The 16,353-nt window shown below is 59.7% G+C and carries 17 protein-coding genes; 7 read left to right on the top strand and 10 right to left on the bottom strand.

All coding sequences use genetic code 11. From position 1 onward, the window contains the following. Positions 1 to 151: 151 nt before the first annotated feature. Complete coding sequence (locus tag ACR0B0_RS15940; protein ID WP_480648658.1) at positions 152 to 1,450, bottom strand: lytic murein transglycosylase; 1,299 nt, start codon at positions 1,448 to 1,450, stop codon at positions 152 to 154. 111 nt (positions 1,451 to 1,561) lie between these two features. Between ACR0B0_RS15940 and ACR0B0_RS15935 the strand changes: the two genes are divergently transcribed. After that, positions 1,562 to 1,948 (top strand): DUF1801 domain-containing protein, encoded by a 387-nt coding sequence (locus tag ACR0B0_RS15935; protein WP_170351097.1) that lies wholly within the window; start codon positions 1,562 to 1,564, stop codon positions 1,946 to 1,948. Here the strand turns inward: ACR0B0_RS15935 and rnr are convergent. The 3 genes from rnr to dapE are packed head-to-tail and all read right to left on the bottom strand — an operon-like array spanning position 1,939 to position 5,963. After that, positions 1,939 to 4,197 carry a ribonuclease R gene (gene rnr, locus ACR0B0_RS15930; protein WP_480648656.1) on the bottom strand — a complete coding sequence of 753 codons (2,259 nt, stop codon included), beginning with the start codon at positions 4,195 to 4,197 and terminating at the stop codon, positions 1,939 to 1,941. The genes ACR0B0_RS15935 and rnr overlap by 10 nt on opposite strands. Before the next feature lie 47 nt (positions 4,198 to 4,244). Continuing rightward, positions 4,245 to 4,820, bottom strand: coding sequence for a TIGR04282 family arsenosugar biosynthesis glycosyltransferase (locus ACR0B0_RS15925; RefSeq protein ID WP_480648654.1), 576 nt, complete (start codon positions 4,818 to 4,820; stop codon positions 4,245 to 4,247). Between the two features lie 3 nt (positions 4,821 to 4,823). Beyond that, a complete protein-coding gene (gene dapE, locus ACR0B0_RS15920; protein WP_170533577.1) occupies positions 4,824 to 5,963 on the bottom strand; it encodes a succinyl-diaminopimelate desuccinylase in 1,140 nt (379 codons plus the stop codon). A 209-nt stretch (positions 5,964 to 6,172) separates the two neighbouring features. On the opposite strand from dapE, the gene ACR0B0_RS15915 reads away from it, so the two are divergent. After that, positions 6,173 to 7,231: a transporter substrate-binding domain-containing protein gene (locus ACR0B0_RS15915; protein ID WP_170351101.1), complete on the top strand. Its 1,059-nt coding sequence runs from the start codon at positions 6,173 to 6,175 to the stop codon at positions 7,229 to 7,231. Here the strand turns inward: ACR0B0_RS15915 and ACR0B0_RS15910 are convergent. Continuing rightward, the gene (locus ACR0B0_RS15910) at positions 7,228 to 7,572 is read right to left on the bottom strand and encodes a hypothetical protein (RefSeq protein ID WP_170351102.1); all 345 of its coding nucleotides are present in this window, start codon (positions 7,570 to 7,572) and stop codon (positions 7,228 to 7,230) included. The two genes, ACR0B0_RS15915 and ACR0B0_RS15910, sit on opposite strands and share 4 nt — an antisense overlap. Positions 7,573 to 7,923: 351 nt before the next feature. Between ACR0B0_RS15910 and ACR0B0_RS15905 the strand changes: the two genes are divergently transcribed. Further along, the gene (locus tag ACR0B0_RS15905) at positions 7,924 to 8,490 is read left to right on the top strand and encodes a hypothetical protein (RefSeq protein WP_480648652.1); all 567 of its coding nucleotides are present in this window, start codon (positions 7,924 to 7,926) and stop codon (positions 8,488 to 8,490) included. Positions 8,491 to 8,622: 132 nt separating this feature from the next. On the opposite strand, the gene dapD is transcribed toward ACR0B0_RS15905, so the two are convergent. Together dapD and ACR0B0_RS15895 are read right to left on the bottom strand one after the other, a co-directional pair. Then, a complete protein-coding gene (gene dapD, locus ACR0B0_RS15900; RefSeq protein WP_170351104.1) occupies positions 8,623 to 9,450 on the bottom strand; it encodes a 2,3,4,5-tetrahydropyridine-2,6-dicarboxylate N-succinyltransferase in 828 nt (275 codons plus the stop codon). A gap of 108 nt (positions 9,451 to 9,558) precedes the next feature. Next, complete coding sequence (locus tag ACR0B0_RS15895; RefSeq protein WP_480648650.1) at positions 9,559 to 10,476, bottom strand: threonine/serine dehydratase; 918 nt, start codon at positions 10,474 to 10,476, stop codon at positions 9,559 to 9,561. Positions 10,477 to 10,555: 79 nt separating this feature from the next. Between ACR0B0_RS15895 and ACR0B0_RS15890 the strand changes: the two genes are divergently transcribed. Together ACR0B0_RS15890 and ACR0B0_RS15885 are read left to right on the top strand one after the other, a co-directional pair. Then, the gene (locus ACR0B0_RS15890; RefSeq protein ID WP_170351106.1) at positions 10,556 to 11,398 is read left to right on the top strand and encodes an LOG family protein; all 843 of its coding nucleotides are present in this window, start codon (positions 10,556 to 10,558) and stop codon (positions 11,396 to 11,398) included. Between the two features lie 3 nt (positions 11,399 to 11,401). Next, on the top strand, positions 11,402 to 12,499 hold the full coding sequence (locus tag ACR0B0_RS15885) for a cystathionine gamma-lyase (protein WP_170351107.1): 1,098 nt from the start codon (positions 11,402 to 11,404) through the stop codon (positions 12,497 to 12,499). Here the strand turns inward: ACR0B0_RS15885 and ACR0B0_RS15880 are convergent. After that, positions 12,494 to 12,883 (bottom strand): hypothetical protein, encoded by a 390-nt coding sequence (locus ACR0B0_RS15880; protein ID WP_170362792.1) that lies wholly within the window; start codon positions 12,881 to 12,883, stop codon positions 12,494 to 12,496. The two genes, ACR0B0_RS15885 and ACR0B0_RS15880, sit on opposite strands and share 6 nt — an antisense overlap. A 147-nt stretch (positions 12,884 to 13,030) precedes the next feature. Here ACR0B0_RS15880 and ACR0B0_RS15875 point away from each other — a divergent pair, with 147 nt between their 5' ends. Both ACR0B0_RS15875 and ACR0B0_RS15870 read left to right on the top strand, forming a co-directional pair. Next, positions 13,031 to 13,948, top strand: coding sequence for a DnaJ C-terminal domain-containing protein (locus tag ACR0B0_RS15875; RefSeq protein WP_170351109.1), 918 nt, complete (start codon positions 13,031 to 13,033; stop codon positions 13,946 to 13,948). Then, entirely contained in the window at positions 13,945 to 14,289 is a 345-nt protein-coding gene (locus tag ACR0B0_RS15870; protein ID WP_170351110.1) for a hypothetical protein, read from the top strand. Before ACR0B0_RS15875 ends, ACR0B0_RS15870 begins: the two co-directional genes overlap by 4 nt. Here ACR0B0_RS15870 and ACR0B0_RS15865 read toward each other — a convergent pair whose 3' ends face one another. Beyond that, positions 14,290 to 14,916: a cytochrome P460 family protein gene (locus ACR0B0_RS15865; protein ID WP_170413991.1), complete on the bottom strand. Its 627-nt coding sequence runs from the start codon at positions 14,914 to 14,916 to the stop codon at positions 14,290 to 14,292. Between the two features lie 234 nt (positions 14,917 to 15,150). Beyond that, positions 15,151 to 16,338: a dual-specificity RNA methyltransferase RlmN gene (rlmN, locus tag ACR0B0_RS15860; protein ID WP_480648648.1), complete on the bottom strand. Its 1,188-nt coding sequence runs from the start codon at positions 16,336 to 16,338 to the stop codon at positions 15,151 to 15,153. Positions 16,339 to 16,353: the final 15 nt, after the last annotated feature.

The following is a 16,353-nucleotide window of genomic DNA, read 5'->3' as shown; positions in this document are numbered from 1 at the left end:
CTACTGGCGTCGCGACCCGCTAAACTGCTGGGTCCACCTCCCGTCTATCGTAGTGAGTGCCGGTAGTCGGGAGGTTACTCATCCCATAAAGCCAAAAACTGAGAGAATGTCCGCACCACACACCTAAACACTATACAGGACCCGTTCGTTATCACCGCAACCGCTCTAATAGCTTCAAACTGGCATATCCATCCGGGAGCAGCCCCTGCGCCAACTGATATGCGCGGACGGCGTCGGTCGTGTTTGGTCCGGTGCGCCCGTCGATGCCCTGCGTATCAAAGCCAGCCTCAGTCAGGCGGGATTGCAGTTCCTTTTTCTCGGTGAAACTCAGCACCCGGTCACCGCGCGGCCAGTTAGCTTGAAACGGCGCTTGGCCGGCCAGACGGTCGGACAGGTGGCCGATACCGATCACATAGGCGTCGGCACCGTTATATTTCTCGATCACGCCGAAATTGTCGAAGATCATCAGCGCCACGCCCTGCCCTCCGGCGGGCAATAGAATGGCCGCCTGTCCGTAATCCGGCACCGGCGTACCATTGCGACCCAACACGCCGCGCGCGGCCCAGTCAGAGGGCATCAATGTATAATCCCGCTTGGCCACGGCATAGTCGAACCCTTGCGGCAAACGTACTTCGACACCCCAAGGCTGACCTTTGATCCAGCCGTGCCGCGCTAGGTAGGCGGCGGCAGAGGCCAACGCGTCGGTCGGGTCCTCAGACCAGATATCGCGCCACCCGTCGCCATCGAAATCCACCGCGTGATCCAGGTATGAGGTCGGCATGAACTGCGTGTGACCCATCGCGCCCGCCCAGCTGCCGACCATTTTTCCGGCACTGACATCCCCGGCCTGAACGATCCGCAAAGCCGCGATCAATTGAGTTTCAAAGAACTGCGCCCGCCGCGCGTCAAAGGCCAGTGTCGCCAGCGAGCGGATGGTCTGATCACTGCCCCTAAACGTCCCGAACGAGGTCTCGAGCCCCCAGATCGCCGTCACAACCTCTTTCTCGACGCCATATTGCGCCTCGATCCGGGTCAGGGTCGCGTGATGGCGTTCCAGCCCGGCGCGACCGTTGCGGATTCGCGTGTCTGACACAGCGGCATCCAGATACTCCCAGATCGGTTTTGAAAACTCGGCCTGATTGCGATCCCGTTCGATGATTTTCTTGTCATAGGTCAGGCCCGCCAGCGCCCGATCCAGCGTCGCGGCTGAAATGCCCTGTTGTTCTGCCCGTTCGCGGAACGCCCCCAGCCACGCCTGAAACCGCGCGTTTCCTTCGGTCGACACCCGATACTCCTTAGCTGAAGGCCGCACGACCGGTCGGAGGGACACGGTCATATCAGCCGAGGCCAGCTGAAAGGTCTGTGACCTATCCGCTGAATTGTGGGATTCCGCCTGCACAATGGATGCCCATAATGCAGCGGCTATGATGCCACTTACGCATTTACGCATTCCGAAATTCCTGATTACTGCTCAACCTCAGGATAGCGCAAAGTGTGAGATTCACAAAGCACTCAGACCAAAATACCTGACGCGCCCGGCCAAACCGAATAAGCTGCTGAGATGACACCCTTTGACGATCCAAAAGTTGCCACCGCATTTGACGCGCTGCCAATTGATGCTCGTGTCGGGGCGCTTGCCCTGCGTGACCTGATCTTTGACACCGCCGCGTCCTTGCCCGACGCGCAGCCTTTGCAGGAATCGCTGCGCTGGGGTCAGCCCGCCTATCTGGCCCCAATGGGTTCAACAATCCGGATCGGCACGCATAAGTCCGCGCGATTTGCACTGTATGTGCATTGCCAAAGCCGGTTGATGGGTGATTTCACCTCGGCCTTTCCCAGCGAGGATCGGCTGGATGGCAACAGGGCCGTGTTGTTTGACGACCCCGCGCAGATCGACCCGACGCGCCATGGCTGGCTGATTGCGCGGGCGCTGACCTATCACCTCTGACGGCGTTTGCGTTCGACCTTGCGTTTGATCTTGTCTTTCTTGCGCTTGTTGCTAACCGCTTTGCGTCGAGTTGGTCGCCCTTTCGCACCGCGTCCCCGTGGCAGGGCCTGATCGTCAATGGACAACAATTCCAGTTCCAAACCGCCGGTCACAGGCGTCGCCGCGGTAAGACGCACGGTGACACGCTGTCCGATGGCGATGATCAGCCCGGTGTCCGATCCCATCAGCGTCCCTGCCTCACGGTCGAAATGGAAGAATTCGCGCCCCAGCGATCGGACGGGCACCAGACCATCCGCACCGGTTTCGTCCATTTTCACAAAGGCCCCGAACCGGGCGATACCACTGATACGGCCACTGAACTCATTGCCCACCCGTTCGCTGAGATAGGCAGCCAGATAGCGATCTGTCGTATCCCGTTCGGCCATCATCGAACGCCGCTCGGTGTCCGAAATATGGGTGGCGGTTTCGTCCAGCCGGGCGATTTCATCCTCGGTCAGCCCGTCGTCACCCCAGCCGTGGGCCGTGATCAGCGCCCGATGCACGATCAGGTCGGCATAGCGTCGAATGGGCGAGGTGAAATGCGCATAGTTCCGCAGTGCCAGGCCAAAATGACCGAAGTTTTCTGGGTTGTAATACGCCTGCGCCATCGACCGCAATGTGCTGAGGTTGATCAACTCGGCATCCTCGGTCCCGGCGGCGGCGTTCAACAGCGCATTCAGATGCCGGGTTTGCAGAACCTGGCCCTTGGCCAAATTAAGACCGGCGGCCTGCGCCGTTTCCCGCAGACTTTCCAGTTTCTCAGGCGCGGGCTCTTCATGCACGCGGAACAGCAGCGGGCGGCGCTTGGCAATCAGGGTCTCGGCGGCGGCGACATTGGCGAGGATCATGAACTCCTCGATCAACTTATGCGCGTCCAGCCGGTCGCGGAACGCCACGCTGGTCACCTCGCCCGCGTCGCTGAGGACGATCTTGCGTTCCGGCAGGTCCAGCTCCAGCGGCTGCCGTTCGGCGCGCGCCTTCTTCAGGGCCGCATGAGCGGCGTAGAGCGGTTTCAGAACAGTTTCCAACAAAGGTCCGGTGCGGTCATTCGGGTTACCGTCAATGGCGTCTTGCACCTCGGCATAGTGCAGCGAAGCGGCCGAACGCATAAGGCCCCGCACAAACCGGTGTTCGATCTTGTTGCCGTCTGCGTCGATCTGCATCCGTACGGCGATACAGGCGCGCGGAACGCCTTCGTGCAGCGAACACAGATCGCCAGACAGGCGATCCGGCAACATCGGCACCACACGATCCGGGAAATAGCTGGAATTACCACGCTTTCGCGCCTCGCGATCCAGTGCGGTTCCCGGCTGCACATAAGCAGCAACATCCGCGATGGCGACCCAGATCACATGGCCGCCGGGGTTTTTCGGGTCCTCATCCGCGTGCGCATAACAGGCGTCGTCATGGTCGCGCGCGTCCGAGGGGTCGATGGTCAGCAGCGGCATGTCCCGCAGGTCTTCGCGCCCTTTCAGGCCGACGGGTTTGGCCTTATCGGCCTCGGCAATCACCTTATCAGGGAAATCGTCGGGGATACCGTGCTGGTGGATCGCGATCAGCGACACCGCCTTGGGTGCCGATGGGTCACCCAGCCGCTCGACGATACGGGCGCGCGGCAGACCCATGCGGTTCTTGGGGCCTGCCTGTTCGGCCTCGACCAGTTCGCCATCCTTGGCGCCCAGTACCGCACCGTCATGCACCAGCCATTCGGTCGAGCCGGTCTTGTCGATGGGGACGATCCGTCCACCTTCGGCGCTTTTGCGGAAGATACCGACGATCCTGCGCGGATTGGTTCCGATACGTCGGATCAAGCGCGCTTCGTAATTGTGGTCTTCTTCATGTACCACCGTCAGGCGAGCCAGAATGCGGTCGCCCTCGCCCAGCGCCGGATCGCTGGCGCGTGCAACGATCAGAACGATGGGTTCAACGCCTTCACCATGCCATTCCAGTGGGCGCGCGAACAGGTCACCATCGGCATTCGGAGCCTTTACTTGCAACACGCTGACCGGCGGCAACCGGTCCGGGTCACGATAGCTGCGCTTGCGCTTTTCCAGATGCCCTTCGGCCTCAAGTTCTTTGAGGATACGCTTCAGATCAATTCGATCTGCACCCTTGATGCCAAAGGCTTTGGCGATATCGCGTTTCGAGGTCAGGGTGGGGTTCGCCGAGATCCAATCGAGGACCTCTTGCTTGGTAGGGATGCGAGTCATAAGTCCGGCGTATCACGGGGATGCGACGGCGTCATGACTAAAAAAGATCAGGGTTTCAGATCGGCAACCGTGTCCACGTCACGAAGATAATCCAGAAAAGCCACCCGCGTTCCGGGGATTGAGGCCAGAGTATCGGCCAGTGCGTGTTCCGTGGACCAGCGGACATCGCGGAACAGGTGCGTGGGCAAAGCCCCATAGCGTTGCGCGCCAACCAGCCAGTAGCCCCCGTCCGGCGCAGGCCCGAACACCATTTGCGCCGAGCCCAGCGCCTTGAACGCCCGCGCAATATGCCACCGCGTGATGCCGGGAATATCCGCACCAATTAAACAGATCGGACCTTTTGGCATGTCCCGCAACATCCGGCCCATGCGATCGCCCAGATCACCGTTCCCCTGTGACACTCGCAGCAGATCCACCGGCCAGATACGGCTGTTCAGCCCCTCGCGGTCCGGGGAGACCGCCAGGACAATCTGCCAGCGCGGATCGCGTAACCGCCGGATCAACGACTGGGTCTGATGCCGAAACCACCAGGCTGCGCCGACCATGCCGATATCGCGACCCAAACGGGTCTTTACCCGCCCCGGGTGTGGTTCCTTGACCATAATGACCAGAGTCCGCTGCATGGATCAGGCGAAATAATCCCGCAGGATGCGCGTGTAGATCGCCTTGAGCTGGTCGATCTGCGCCACCTCGACGCATTCATCCACCTGATGCATCGTGCGACCGACCAGGCCGAATTCGACCACCGGGCAGTGGTTTTTCACAAACCGCGCGTCCGAAGTACCGCCGGTCGTGGACATCTCGGGTCGCAGGCCCGTTTCCGCCTCGACCGCTTGCGCCACCAGATCCGACAGTGGGCCGGGAGGGGTCAGAAAGCTTTCGCCTGAGATTTTGATTTTGATATCGACCTCGACGTCATAGGATTCGGCCACACGCTGCGCTTCGGCCCGCAACCAGTCACTGAGGCTTGCACCCGAGTGCAAATCGTTGAACCGTATATTCACTGCCCCACGGCATTGCGCCGGGATCACATTGGTTGCTGTATTTCCGGTATCGATATTCACTACGGCCAGCGTCGAGGCATCGAAATGATCCGTGCCCTGATCCAACTCATGACTGGCCAGGTCGTGCATCAGCCGCGCCATTGCAGGCAGCGGGTTTTTGGCGCGATGCGGATAGGCGGAATGTCCCTGCACGCCGGTCACCGTGAACCACGCCGTCATCGAGCCACGACGCCCGATCTTCATCATCTCACCCATCGTGTTCGGGCAGGTCGGTTCACCGACCAGACAGGCCGACATTCGTTCATCGGCGCGCTCCATGTAATCCAGCAACGCGGTCGTGCCGTCCACGGCATCACCCTCTTCATCCCCGGTGATGGCAAGAATGACCGCACCGTCTGGTGGCGTGTCTTGCACGAAATCCACCGCCGCTGCCGCAAAGGCCGCCACGCCGGATTTCATGTCGGTCGTCCCCCGCCCGTACATCACGCCGTCGCGGATTTCCGCCCCAAAGGGCAGCATGGTCCAGGCGGCTTCATCCCCGACCGGAACAACATCGGTATGGCCATTGAACCCAAAGCTGCGCGCATGGCCCTTTTTGCCCCAGCGCGCGAACAGGTTGGCGACACCCCCGCGATCGACCCGCGTGCAATCGAACCCCGCATCCGACAATAATTTTTCCAACAACACCAGCGCGCCACCTTCTTCGGGTGTGACCGATGGGCAACGGATTAGGTCCGCTGTCAATTCTACCGGATCTGTCATGGTGAGACCTCTTTGCTTCATTCGGGCGCTGGTTCGCGCACAGATTCAACGAATTGGGCCGATTGCCAACCCCCGCACGCCCGATTCCACGGGCTTTTTTCTGTTTGTATCGCGCCGATACCCCAATAAAACACGGACCTTGACCCCGCGACCACCTTGCCGCACCCGTCAAAATTGCGTTAGAGCCGCGCCAAACAGGTAAACTGACGATGATACGCGCCCTATTCGCACTGATCTGCCTGACCTTCGCCACGCTTGCACAACAAGCCCAGGCGCAGACACTGGACGTCACCACCGTGACCCGCCCTCCGTTTTCCTATGTCGAAGACGGGGCACAGACCGGTTTTTCCATGGATCTGCTGGCGGCGCTGGCCCAGTCGCTGGATTGGGACTATTCGGTCAACCGGGTCGAGGCGTTCAGCGACATGCTGGGTGCAGTGCAGGACGGTACCGCCGATCTGGCCATCGCCAACATCTCGATCACCGCGGCGCGTGAAACGCAGATGGATTTCAGCCAGCCGATCTTTGAGGCCGGTTTGCAGATCATGGTCCCGTCCGAGGCCGCACGCCGGCCCTCGCTGCTGCATGCGTTGCTGTCGACCGAATTGTTCATCGCCATTGGCCTGGCCTTTGCCATCCTGTTGGGCGGTGGCATGCTGATGTGGGGGTTCGAGCGCCGCTCGCAGCCCTATTTCGACCGCAAATTGAATGAGGCATGGTTCCCATCCTTCTGGTGGGCGCTGAACCTGGTGGTCAATGGCGGGTTCGAAGAACGCATGCCGCGCACCCCGTTTGGCCGTGTGCTGGGCGTGGTTCTGGTGGTGTCATCCCTGTTCATCGTGTCGGTTTTTACCGCGCGCATCACCTCGGTCATGACGGTGGATGCGATCAGCGGCAACGTGAATTCGGTCAACGATCTGTATGGCAAACAGGTGGGCACGATTTCGAACTCGACCGCCGCCAATTTCCTGAACCGGCGCGAGATCGAGTTTACCGGATATTCCGGTCTGGATGAGATGCTGACCGCCTTCAAGGACAAAGAGCTGGACGCGGTTGTTTTTGACGCGCCGATCCTGTCTTACTATGCGTCGCACGAAGGACGACGGATCGCATCGGTGACCGGCGGCGTGTTCTTGCGAGAGAATTACGGGATCGCCTTCCCGACGGGATCACCCCTGGTCGAGGACGTCAATCAGGCGCTGCTGTCGCTGCGTGAAGACGGCACCTATGACGAGATATACCGCAAGTGGTTCGGGGTTCGGAACTAACCCTGCTCCTCATCGCCGAAAAACGGCGTCATCTGCGCGACTATGACCGCGTTTTCATCCAATGCCCGCTGCATCAGCGCGCGCTCGTCGGCGTCAATGTCATGGCCCTGTGCTTCTCGCTCGGCCAATGTACCATAGCCGGTGACGTCCAGCGGCGCGGTGTCTGCCTGTTTCAGGATCGCCACGGTCTCGCGCACGGCTTCGGCCTCATCCACGCCACTGGCGAAACACATCAGCGCCGCGCCGGTCGCGCCGTCGGGCAGGCCATCGCCATCCTTGCGGCCGATCTGCACAAGCAGGGTATAGACTTGCTGACGCGAGGGTTTCTTTTGCTTTTCCATGGCGCCTGCATTACGGGCGCAACAAGGCATGGTCAACTGATAGAACGATCCGGCAGCAAGACCTGATTCGATTTGTGGGCAACCGAAATACGTTGCATCAAAGCCAACAGGCTTCCGCCTTCATGCAAAATTGACACACGTTACTAGCAAAAATTTCCCCACTGGATTGACAGGAATATTATTGAGAATCCGCATGGTTGAAATCGGTACAATTTCGCCGACAGCCCGGGTTTATTTGCGCGGAAATTAGCTTACGGCAGCGCCACATCTTTAGGTCGATACGAGGTATGGCATGCGAAATTTAGAATACCCAACACTATTGGTCGCAATTTTTTAACAAAGGAAAGTTCAATGAGTACTTTGTCTAAACTCCTAACTACCGTGGCAAGTGTGTCCGTTCTAGCTCTGGCTCCCGCAGCTTTTGTTGTGACAATCGCATCCACCAACTCTGTGCAAGCTGAAGCCAGCGGCGGCGGCGAAGAAGGTGGCGGTTCCGGCGGCGGCGATGAAGGCGACAGCTCCGGCGGCGGCGAAGAAGGCGACAGCTCCGGCGGCGGCGAAGAAGGCGACAGCTCCGGTGGCGGCGATGAAGGCGACAGCTCCGGTGGCGGCGATGAAGGCGACAGCTCCGGTGGCGGCGATGAAGGCGACAGTTCCGGTGGTGGCGATGACGGCGACAGTTCCGGTGGTGGCGATGACGGCAGTGAACCCAATGACGGCGGTGAATCCGGCGGTGACGATGGCAGTGAACCCAACGATGGCGATGACGGCAGTGAACCCAATGACGGCGATGACGGCAGTGAACCCAATGACGGCGGTGAATCCGGCGGCGGAGACGACGGTGAATCCAACGGCAGTGGCTACACTAGCGGCGAAGAAAATGGCAGCGCAGTCGAACGTCCAGGCGAAGATCGCTAACTAAGCTTATCTGGTGTTGGTCAGATGACGAGAATATAGCTCGCGGACGCCAACAATCAGATCGCTCGATAACCGAGCTTAAACAAATGAAATGCCCGAACGTGGTTCGGGCATTATCTTTTTTCTTACCTGTTAGTCCCGCAACAATTCATTGATCCCGGTTTTCGAGCGGGTCTTTTCATCCACACGTTTCACGATCACCGCGCAGTACAGGCTGATATTGTTCTTTGATGGCATCGATCCGGCAACAACCACCGAATAGGGCGGCACTTCGCCATATGTGACCTCGCCGGTTTCGCGGTCAACGATCTTGGTCGACCTGCCGATGAACACACCCATGCCCAGAACCGAGCCTTCGCGAACGATGCAGCCTTCGACCACCTCAGAGCGCGCGCCGATAAAGCAATTGTCTTCGATGATGGTGGGGCCTGCCTGCATCGGTTCCAACACACCACCGATGCCGACGCCACCCGACAGGTGTACATTCTTGCCGATCTGTGCGCAGGACCCCACGGTGGCCCAGGTGTCGACCATGGTGCCCTCGTCGACATAAGCGCCTAGGTTCACGAAAGACGGCATCAGCACCACGCCGGGCGCGACATAGGCGGATTTGCGAACCACGCAGTTCGGCACGGCGCGGAACCCGGCGGTGCGCCACTGATCCTCGCCCCAACCCGCGAATTTGCTGTCCACTTTGTCCCACCAGCCGCCGGCCTGCGGACCGCCCGACTGAATCTCCATGTCCTTGATGCGGAAGCCCAGCAGAACCGCCTTTTTGGCCCACTGGTTCACATGCCAGTCGCCGCTGTCCATCTTTTCGGCCACACGCAGCGAACCGCTGTCCAGCGCGTTCAGCGTATCTTCGATCGCTTCGCGTTGTTCGCCAGAGGTGGCGGGGGTGATGGTATCGCGTGCCTCCCAGGCGGCTTCGATAGCGGCTTCCAGTTGCGCGTTGGACATTTGGCGGCTCCCTGCAGAATCTGTTCACGTTGGTGTTGCCTATACGCAAGCAGGGGACAGGCCGCAATGCGACGCAGAATGCGCGCTTTGCGGCTGATTGCTGCAGTTTCAGCCGTTCAATGGGTCCGGCGAGAGGTTCCCGCCACAAACCAGCACCGCCACACGCTCATTGGGTTCCGGCTGATAGGCACCAGATAGAAGCGCAGCTAATGCGGTCGCGCCCGCTGGCTCTACCAGAATCCGATGCGCGCGCCACAGAATCTGCTGGGCCTCGGCAATGGACTCGTCGCTAACCAGAACCGAAGTCATTCCCTGCGCCAGTCCGAAACAGATCGAGCCAATCCGCCGCGCGCCCAGCGCATTGGCGGCAATACCCGAAACGGTAACATCCACAGGCTCTCCGGCCTGAAGTGCCGCGTTCAGCGCGCATGAGGTTTCGGGCTCGACCGCCACAACCCTGCGCGCGCCCTGCAACCAGCCCAGTGCGCCTGCAATCAATCCGCCGCCGCCGACGGCAATCAAAACCGTGTCGGCCTGCAGACCCTGCGCCTCCCACTCGGCGAAACAGGTGCCCTGCCCGGCTACGGTTGCGGGCGCGTCATAGGCGTGGATTTGCATCGCACCTGTTGCATCCTCATGCTCTTGCGCCCTGGTCAGCGCGTTAGCGTATTCGCCCGGCACCACGCTCAGATCCGCACCGGTCCGTTCGATCAGCGTGATTTTCGACGGCCCCGCCATTTCCGGCACGAAAATCTTGGCAGGATAGCCCAAAGCACGCGCTGCAAAGGCCGCCGCTGCACCATGATTGCCGCCAGACGCTGCAACGATACCCGCCTTGGGCACATCCTGGCTCAGCAATGTATTGAACGCCCCGCGCGCCTTGAAACTGCCGGTATGTTGCAGATGTTCCAGCTTCATCTCAACCGGATAATCCAGACCCAAAGCCCGGCTTTTCATCACCGGCGTCACCTGCGCGTAGCCGTTGATCCGGTCGGCGGCCGCCAATATTTCACTCTTCCAATTCATTCTTGTTCTTCCGTGACTGGCACTCTGCCCGCGAACCCTATAGCTGTTTCAAGAACACGCAAGCAGGGAACCATCATTCATGAGAGAAGACCGCCTCAGCCCTTTCCGCGACGCGCAGACCGACCGCTCGACCGCGAGCGAGGTGCCGGACACGCCGCAAACACGCTCGCCCGCGTATCGCCTTGCCTTTGCCGATGACGATTTCCTGTGCCGGGATGAGCTGCGCCCGGTTCGCCTGCAGCTGGAACTGCTGAAACCCGAGATGCTCATGACCGAGCGTGAGATCACCTCGACCATCGTCATGTTCGGCGGTGCGCGTATTCCTGAGCCGTCGCAGAAACACACCGCCCGGACCCAGACGCTGGCCAACCTGTCGGAGTACTATGACGAGGCCCGCGAATTCGCCCGGCTGATGACTGAGAAATCCAATGAAACCGGCTGCCGCGAGAACGTCATCGTCACCGGCGGTGGCCCCGGCGTGATGGAGGCGGGGAATCGCGGCGCGCAGGATGCGGGCGGCTGTTCCATCGGCCTGAACATCGTGTTGCCGCACGAACAAGCGCCGAACGAATACGTGACCCCCGAGCTCAGCTTCAACTTCCACTATTTCGCCATCCGCAAGATGCATTTCCTGATGCGCGCCCGCGCCATCACCATCTTTCCCGGCGGGTTCGGAACCATGGATGAGCTGTTCGAATCCCTGACCCTAATCCAAACCGGTCGGATGGAGCGCGTGCCCTTCCTGTTGTTTGGCCGCGAGTTCTGGGAAAAGGTTATCAACTGGGAGGCGCTTGCGGACGCGGGCACCATCTCGGACGAAGACCTTGATCTGTTCCGGTTTGTCGACACGGCGCAAGAGGCGGTCGAGATCATCGAGAACTGGGAACCCGCCCCGCCCCGCGACGAAATACCGGGACGCTGAGCCATGGCCCCGAAGACCGGAGAGATGCTGCACCTGCGCGGCAATGCCTTGAACGCGGGTGAGCCGGTGACGCTGCCGCTGACCCAAAGCAGTATGTATCATTTGCCGGGCGTGACGGACGGCCTGCCCACATACGGCCGAGTCGACAACCCCACTTGGGAGCATCTGGAACATGTGCTGGCCCATCTTGAAGGTGCGCCCTGCCTGACTTTTCCGTCTGGCATGGGGGCAATTTCAGCCGCATTGTTTGCAACCCTGAAGGCCGGGTCGCACCTGCTGATTCCGTCAGATGGGTACTATGTCACGCGCGTGCTGGCCGATCAGTTCTTGTCCGGGCTGGGTGTAACGGTCACCGAACGCCCAACGGCCACCTTTACCGAGGGCGGGTTTGACGGCTTTGATGTGGTCTTTGTCGAAAGCCCCTCAAACCCCGGGCTGGACATGCTGAACCTGCCAGCTATCGCCACTGCTGTACGTGTAGCGGGCGGGATCACGATTGCTGATAATACGACCCTGACCCCGCTAGGCCAGCGCCCGCTGGATATGGGCATCGACGTGGTTGTGGCCTCGGATACGAAAGCCATGGGTGGGCATTCCGACCTGTTGATGGGCCACGTGGCCAGCCGCAATGCACAGATTATGGAACGGGTAGTAGAATGGCGCCGCGTTTCTGGGGCGATCCCCGGCCCGCATGAGGCTTGGCTGTTGCATCGCGGACTGGAAACGCTGGATGTGCGGTTCGACCGTATGTGTTCCTCGGCGCAGGTGCTGGCCGAACGGTTGGCCGTCCACTCGACGGTCAGGCAAATCCGCTATCCCGGACTGCCTAGCGATCCATCGCATGCGCTGGCCACGGCACAGACGTCGCGGTTTGGGTTCCTGCTGTCGATCACGCTTGAGACCGAGGCTAAGGCCGAGGCCTTTATCAACGCCTGCCCGATGTTGCGTCCCGCAACCTCCTTTGGTGGCGTCCACAGTTCAGCAGAACGCCGCGCGCGCTGGGGCGACGATGTCGACCCCGCCTTCATCCGCCTGTCTGTCGGCTGTGAACCGGTCGAGGAACTGTGGCAGGCGATTGAAATCAGCCTGAACGCGCTATGATTTCTTCTTGGACTCACGCAATTCTGTAAACACATAGATCGGCAGCACTATGCTGGCGATCAGCGCCCCCAGCCAGACCAGAAGCGTGGCCGCCAACAGGTTTGAGATACCTCCAACCGTCAACCCGGCAGTGACAAGATCGGTTATCAGCAAGCCCACAAAGGTAACGATCAGCGCGATGCCACCTTTCAGCGCGGGTGCTTTTTTCTCGCCCAGCTTCAGGATCAGCGGCTCGGCCACCACCTGCACCAGCGTAAAGACGATCACCACGACGATGAAAGAGATCGGCTTGATCGCAAACCCTGACAGCAGCAGCGTGGCCAGTAGCAACCCGATGGCATTGCCGGCCAGCAGGGCCAAGGCGGATTTGATTCTGCGCGTCATGGGGGTCTCCGTCAGAAAATAATTCAAAACGTGCATATGTTAGCAGACTTTCGGGGTTTTGCGAGCGGTTTCAAAAGCCTCTTCCTTTTGGGTCCTTGAAATCGCATGATAAAACCAACCTGTTCAGCCCGACCCGCGAGAGGTGAGATGAGCGACGATCCCTATTCCGCCCTTGGTGTCGCCAAAGACGCCAGCGCCGCCGAAATCAAAAAGGCTTATCGGCGTATCGCCAAGGAATGCCACCCGGATCTAAAGCCCGGCGATGCCGAGGCCGAAGCCAAGTTTAAGGCGGCAGCCGCCGCTTACGACTTGCTCAAAGACCCCGAAAAGCGGGCGCAATTCGACAATGGTGAGATTGACGCCTCGGGTCAGGAACGCCCACAGCAGCATTATTATCGCGACTACGCCGAGGCCGCCGGGAACCCTTATCGGGGACAGGCTGCAGACCCCGATGACATGTCGGACATCTTTGCCGAGTTCATGCGGGGCCGTGGCGGATACGGCCAGCGCACCCATGAATTCCACGCGCCGGGGCACAATAGAGGCTACAGCCTGCAGATCAGTTTTCTGGATGCGGTTTTTGGGGCCAGCCAGAAACTGACCCTGCCCGATGGCGACCGGATCGAGGTCAAGATTCCCGCTGGCATCACCGACGGCCAAACCATCCGCCTGCGCGGCAAAGGCGATCCGGGCTTTGGCGACGGGCCGCCGGGTGATGCGCTGGTGACCGTCTCGGTTGCCAAACACCCCGTCTTCGATCGTCAAGGCGACGACATACATATCACTCTGCCGATCACGATTGATGAGGCCATTCTGGGCGGCAAGGTCCCTGCACCCACCATCGACGGTGGCGTCAATGTCAGCGTTCCTGCGGGCACCAGCAGTGGCAAGACACTGCGCCTGCGCGGCAAAGGGGTCAAGAAACGCGGCTCAACCGAGCGCGGCGATCAGCTGATCGAACTGACCATCGCGATGCCCGGACAGATCGACGAAGACCTAAAGCAATTCATGGAGACATGGCGCGAGAGCCACAGTTATGATCCGCGTAAAGGAATGCCGTCATGACCCGCACTCTGACCGAAGAGCAGCTGATCGCAACCGTCACCCGCCTGACCTCGACCCGGTTGACCGAATACTTGGCCGCCGAGATCGTGATCCCCGAACAAACCGATCAGGGCTTGGTCTATCACAGCCTTGACGTCGCCCGTCTGGAACTGGCCTGCGAATTGCATGAGCAATACGAGATGGAACCCGACGCGCTGTCGATGATGATTTCGCTGATCGACCAGATGCATGGCCTGCGCGCAGAACTGCGCGAGGTGCTGAACGCGGTTGAGGCGCAGCCCGAACCCGTGCGTCAGACCCTGATCGAGGTGATCGGAGCCGCCCGCCTCAAGCGCAGTTGATCAATTGCCGACGATGTATTCTTCGGGTACGAAAAAGGTGTAGTCCCGGTCGGCCACTGCCTCGTGGCAATCATGGCAATAGGCGACCGAATTTGCGCGCGCACCCATCGTGTCCCCGAACAGCGATCCGTCTGGCATCACCATGATATAACGCCAGTCACCCGTGTCGGGGCTTTCGCCTTGGGCCAGTTTTTCCATTACGAACAAAGCGCCGGGATGGATATTGCCTTCATCCGTGACGGTCACGCTGTCCTTGGCCAAAACCGAGCCTTTGGGCAGCTTTTCCCCCTCGGCCAGCGTTCCGTAGTTATGAGCCATGCGATTGGCATAGCTGTTCACATACCGCTGACCATGGGTGGCCGAGATATAGGGCGCATCGTTGAACAATGGCCAGTTCTGATAATTCAGGAGCAAATCCAGCTGTGCAGCGCCATAACCCCGCGCCATGCGCCGCTGCAGGGATTCATAGATGCGCAATGCTTCCTCCTTGGACAAATCCGCTGGATTCTCGATGGCAATATGCGCGTCCTCACCAGTTGATTGCGCAAACCCGTCGGTTGCGGACAACCCCGAAATTGACAGCACTGTCAGTGAGATCGAAAACACACGTTTAAATCGTAAAAACATATGGATGGCCTACCTGTTTCTTAAGGTTCGCCTGAAAGCCGCCTATCATGTTTGAAATAAGATAGCGGCCCTGAACAAACGCGCCACGGCCAGACCACGGCTTTCACCGCTTTGTGCGCAAGAGTGACATGCGCCGATCCAGCCCCGACGCTTAAAACATACCAAATTTCGAATGCAAAGAACAGCAAGGCGAGAATTTATTTATTGTCGACCACTTGGCGACAATAACACGCCTCAGCTTTTCACCCCGGCTTCGGCCTCGATCTGTTTGCGCGATTTTCGGGCGCGTTCCGTGGCCGATTTCAATTGACCACAAGCCGCCATGATATCCTCGCCCCGCGTCTTACGGATGGGTGAGGCGTAACCCGCCTGGTAAATGATATTCGCAAAGGCCCGGATGCGATTGTTCGAGCTGCGCTTGTACGGCGCGCCCGGCCATTCATTGAACGGGATCAGGTTGATCTTGGCCGGGATGTTATGACGCTTGATATGGTCGATCAGGCGATGCGCATCCTCGTCTCTGTCGTTCACGCCATCCAGCATCACATATTCAAAGGTGATCCGTTCGGAATTCGATGCGTTCGGGTAACTGGCCAGCGCACCCAGCAGTTCCTCGATATTCCAGCGCTTGTTGATCGGCACCAACACGTCACGGGTTTCATCCGTGGTGGCATGGAACGAGATCGCCAGCAGACAACCGATTTCCTCAGCCGTGCGCGCGATTTCAGGCACAACACCCGAGGTCGACAGGGTGATGCGGCGGCGCGACAGGGAAATCCCCTCGGAATCCATGGCGATCTTCATCGCGTCGCGGACGTTTTCGAAATTATACAGCGGCTCACCCATGCCCATCAGAACGATGTTCGACAGCAGACGGGTTTCGTCCTTGGGCGCGCCGGGAACCGGCCATTCCTCAAGATCGTCGCGCGCCATCATGACCTGACCGACAATCTCGGCCGCGGTCAGGTTGCGCACCAGTTTCTGCGTGCCGGTGTGGCAGAAGGAACAGGTCAGCGTGCAACCCACCTGAGACGAGATGCACAGCGTGCCGCGATCTTCTTCGGGGATGTACACGACCTCAACCTCGTGCCCGCCCGCGATACGGCACAGGTATTTGCGGGTGCCGTCCTCGGACACCTGACGCGTAACAACCTCAGGGATTTCGATCACGAAGTTTTTGGCCAGTTGTGCGCGATAGGCCTTGGCCAGATTGGTCATCTCGGCAAAGTCGCGCACACCCCATTGATAAATCCATTGCCAGATCTGACCGGTGCGCATCTTGGCCTGCTTTTCCGGCGTGCCATGTTCGATCAAAACCTCACGCAGCTGGGCGCGGGTCAGGCCGACAAGGTTAGTCTTCCCCTCGGGCAATTTGCGGGGGATGGTCATGACATCTTGAGTGATCGGCGCTTTGGGCGACATGTGGTTATCTCAACG

Source organism: Ruegeria sp. BA12 (genome assembly GCF_056539625.1).
This window is presented reverse-complemented; position numbering and strand designations above follow the sequence as displayed.

Bases quoted from the DNA above. Each gene is read 5' to 3' on its own strand.
- ACR0B0_RS15940 (WP_480648658.1), bottom strand. From the start codon at position 1,450: ATGCGTAAATGCGTAAGTGGCATCATAGCCGCTGCATTATGGGCATCC.
- ACR0B0_RS15935 (WP_170351097.1), top strand. From the start codon at position 1,562: ATGACACCCTTTGACGATCCAAAAGTTGCCACCGCATTTGACGCGCTG.
- rnr (WP_480648656.1), bottom strand. From the start codon at position 4,197: ATGACTCGCATCCCTACCAAGCAAGAGGTCCTCGATTGGATCTCGGCG.
- ACR0B0_RS15925 (WP_480648654.1), bottom strand. From the start codon at position 4,820: ATGCAGCGGACTCTGGTCATTATGGTCAAGGAACCACACCCGGGGCGG.
- dapE (WP_170533577.1), bottom strand. From the start codon at position 5,963: ATGACAGATCCGGTAGAATTGACAGCGGACCTAATCCGTTGCCCATCG.
- ACR0B0_RS15915 (WP_170351101.1), top strand. From the start codon at position 6,173: ATGATACGCGCCCTATTCGCACTGATCTGCCTGACCTTCGCCACGCTT.
- ACR0B0_RS15910 (WP_170351102.1), bottom strand. From the start codon at position 7,572: ATGGAAAAGCAAAAGAAACCCTCGCGTCAGCAAGTCTATACCCTGCTT.
- ACR0B0_RS15905 (WP_480648652.1), top strand. From the start codon at position 7,924: ATGAGTACTTTGTCTAAACTCCTAACTACCGTGGCAAGTGTGTCCGTT.
- dapD (WP_170351104.1), bottom strand. From the start codon at position 9,450: ATGTCCAACGCGCAACTGGAAGCCGCTATCGAAGCCGCCTGGGAGGCA.
- ACR0B0_RS15895 (WP_480648650.1), bottom strand. From the start codon at position 10,476: ATGAATTGGAAGAGTGAAATATTGGCGGCCGCCGACCGGATCAACGGC.
- ACR0B0_RS15890 (WP_170351106.1), top strand. From the start codon at position 10,556: ATGAGAGAAGACCGCCTCAGCCCTTTCCGCGACGCGCAGACCGACCGC.
- ACR0B0_RS15885 (WP_170351107.1), top strand. From the start codon at position 11,402: ATGGCCCCGAAGACCGGAGAGATGCTGCACCTGCGCGGCAATGCCTTG.
- ACR0B0_RS15880 (WP_170362792.1), bottom strand. From the start codon at position 12,883: ATGACGCGCAGAATCAAATCCGCCTTGGCCCTGCTGGCCGGCAATGCC.
- ACR0B0_RS15875 (WP_170351109.1), top strand. From the start codon at position 13,031: ATGAGCGACGATCCCTATTCCGCCCTTGGTGTCGCCAAAGACGCCAGC.
- ACR0B0_RS15870 (WP_170351110.1), top strand. From the start codon at position 13,945: ATGACCCGCACTCTGACCGAAGAGCAGCTGATCGCAACCGTCACCCGC.
- ACR0B0_RS15865 (WP_170413991.1), bottom strand. From the start codon at position 14,916: ATGTTTTTACGATTTAAACGTGTGTTTTCGATCTCACTGACAGTGCTG.
- rlmN (WP_480648648.1), bottom strand. From the start codon at position 16,338: ATGTCGCCCAAAGCGCCGATCACTCAAGATGTCATGACCATCCCCCGC.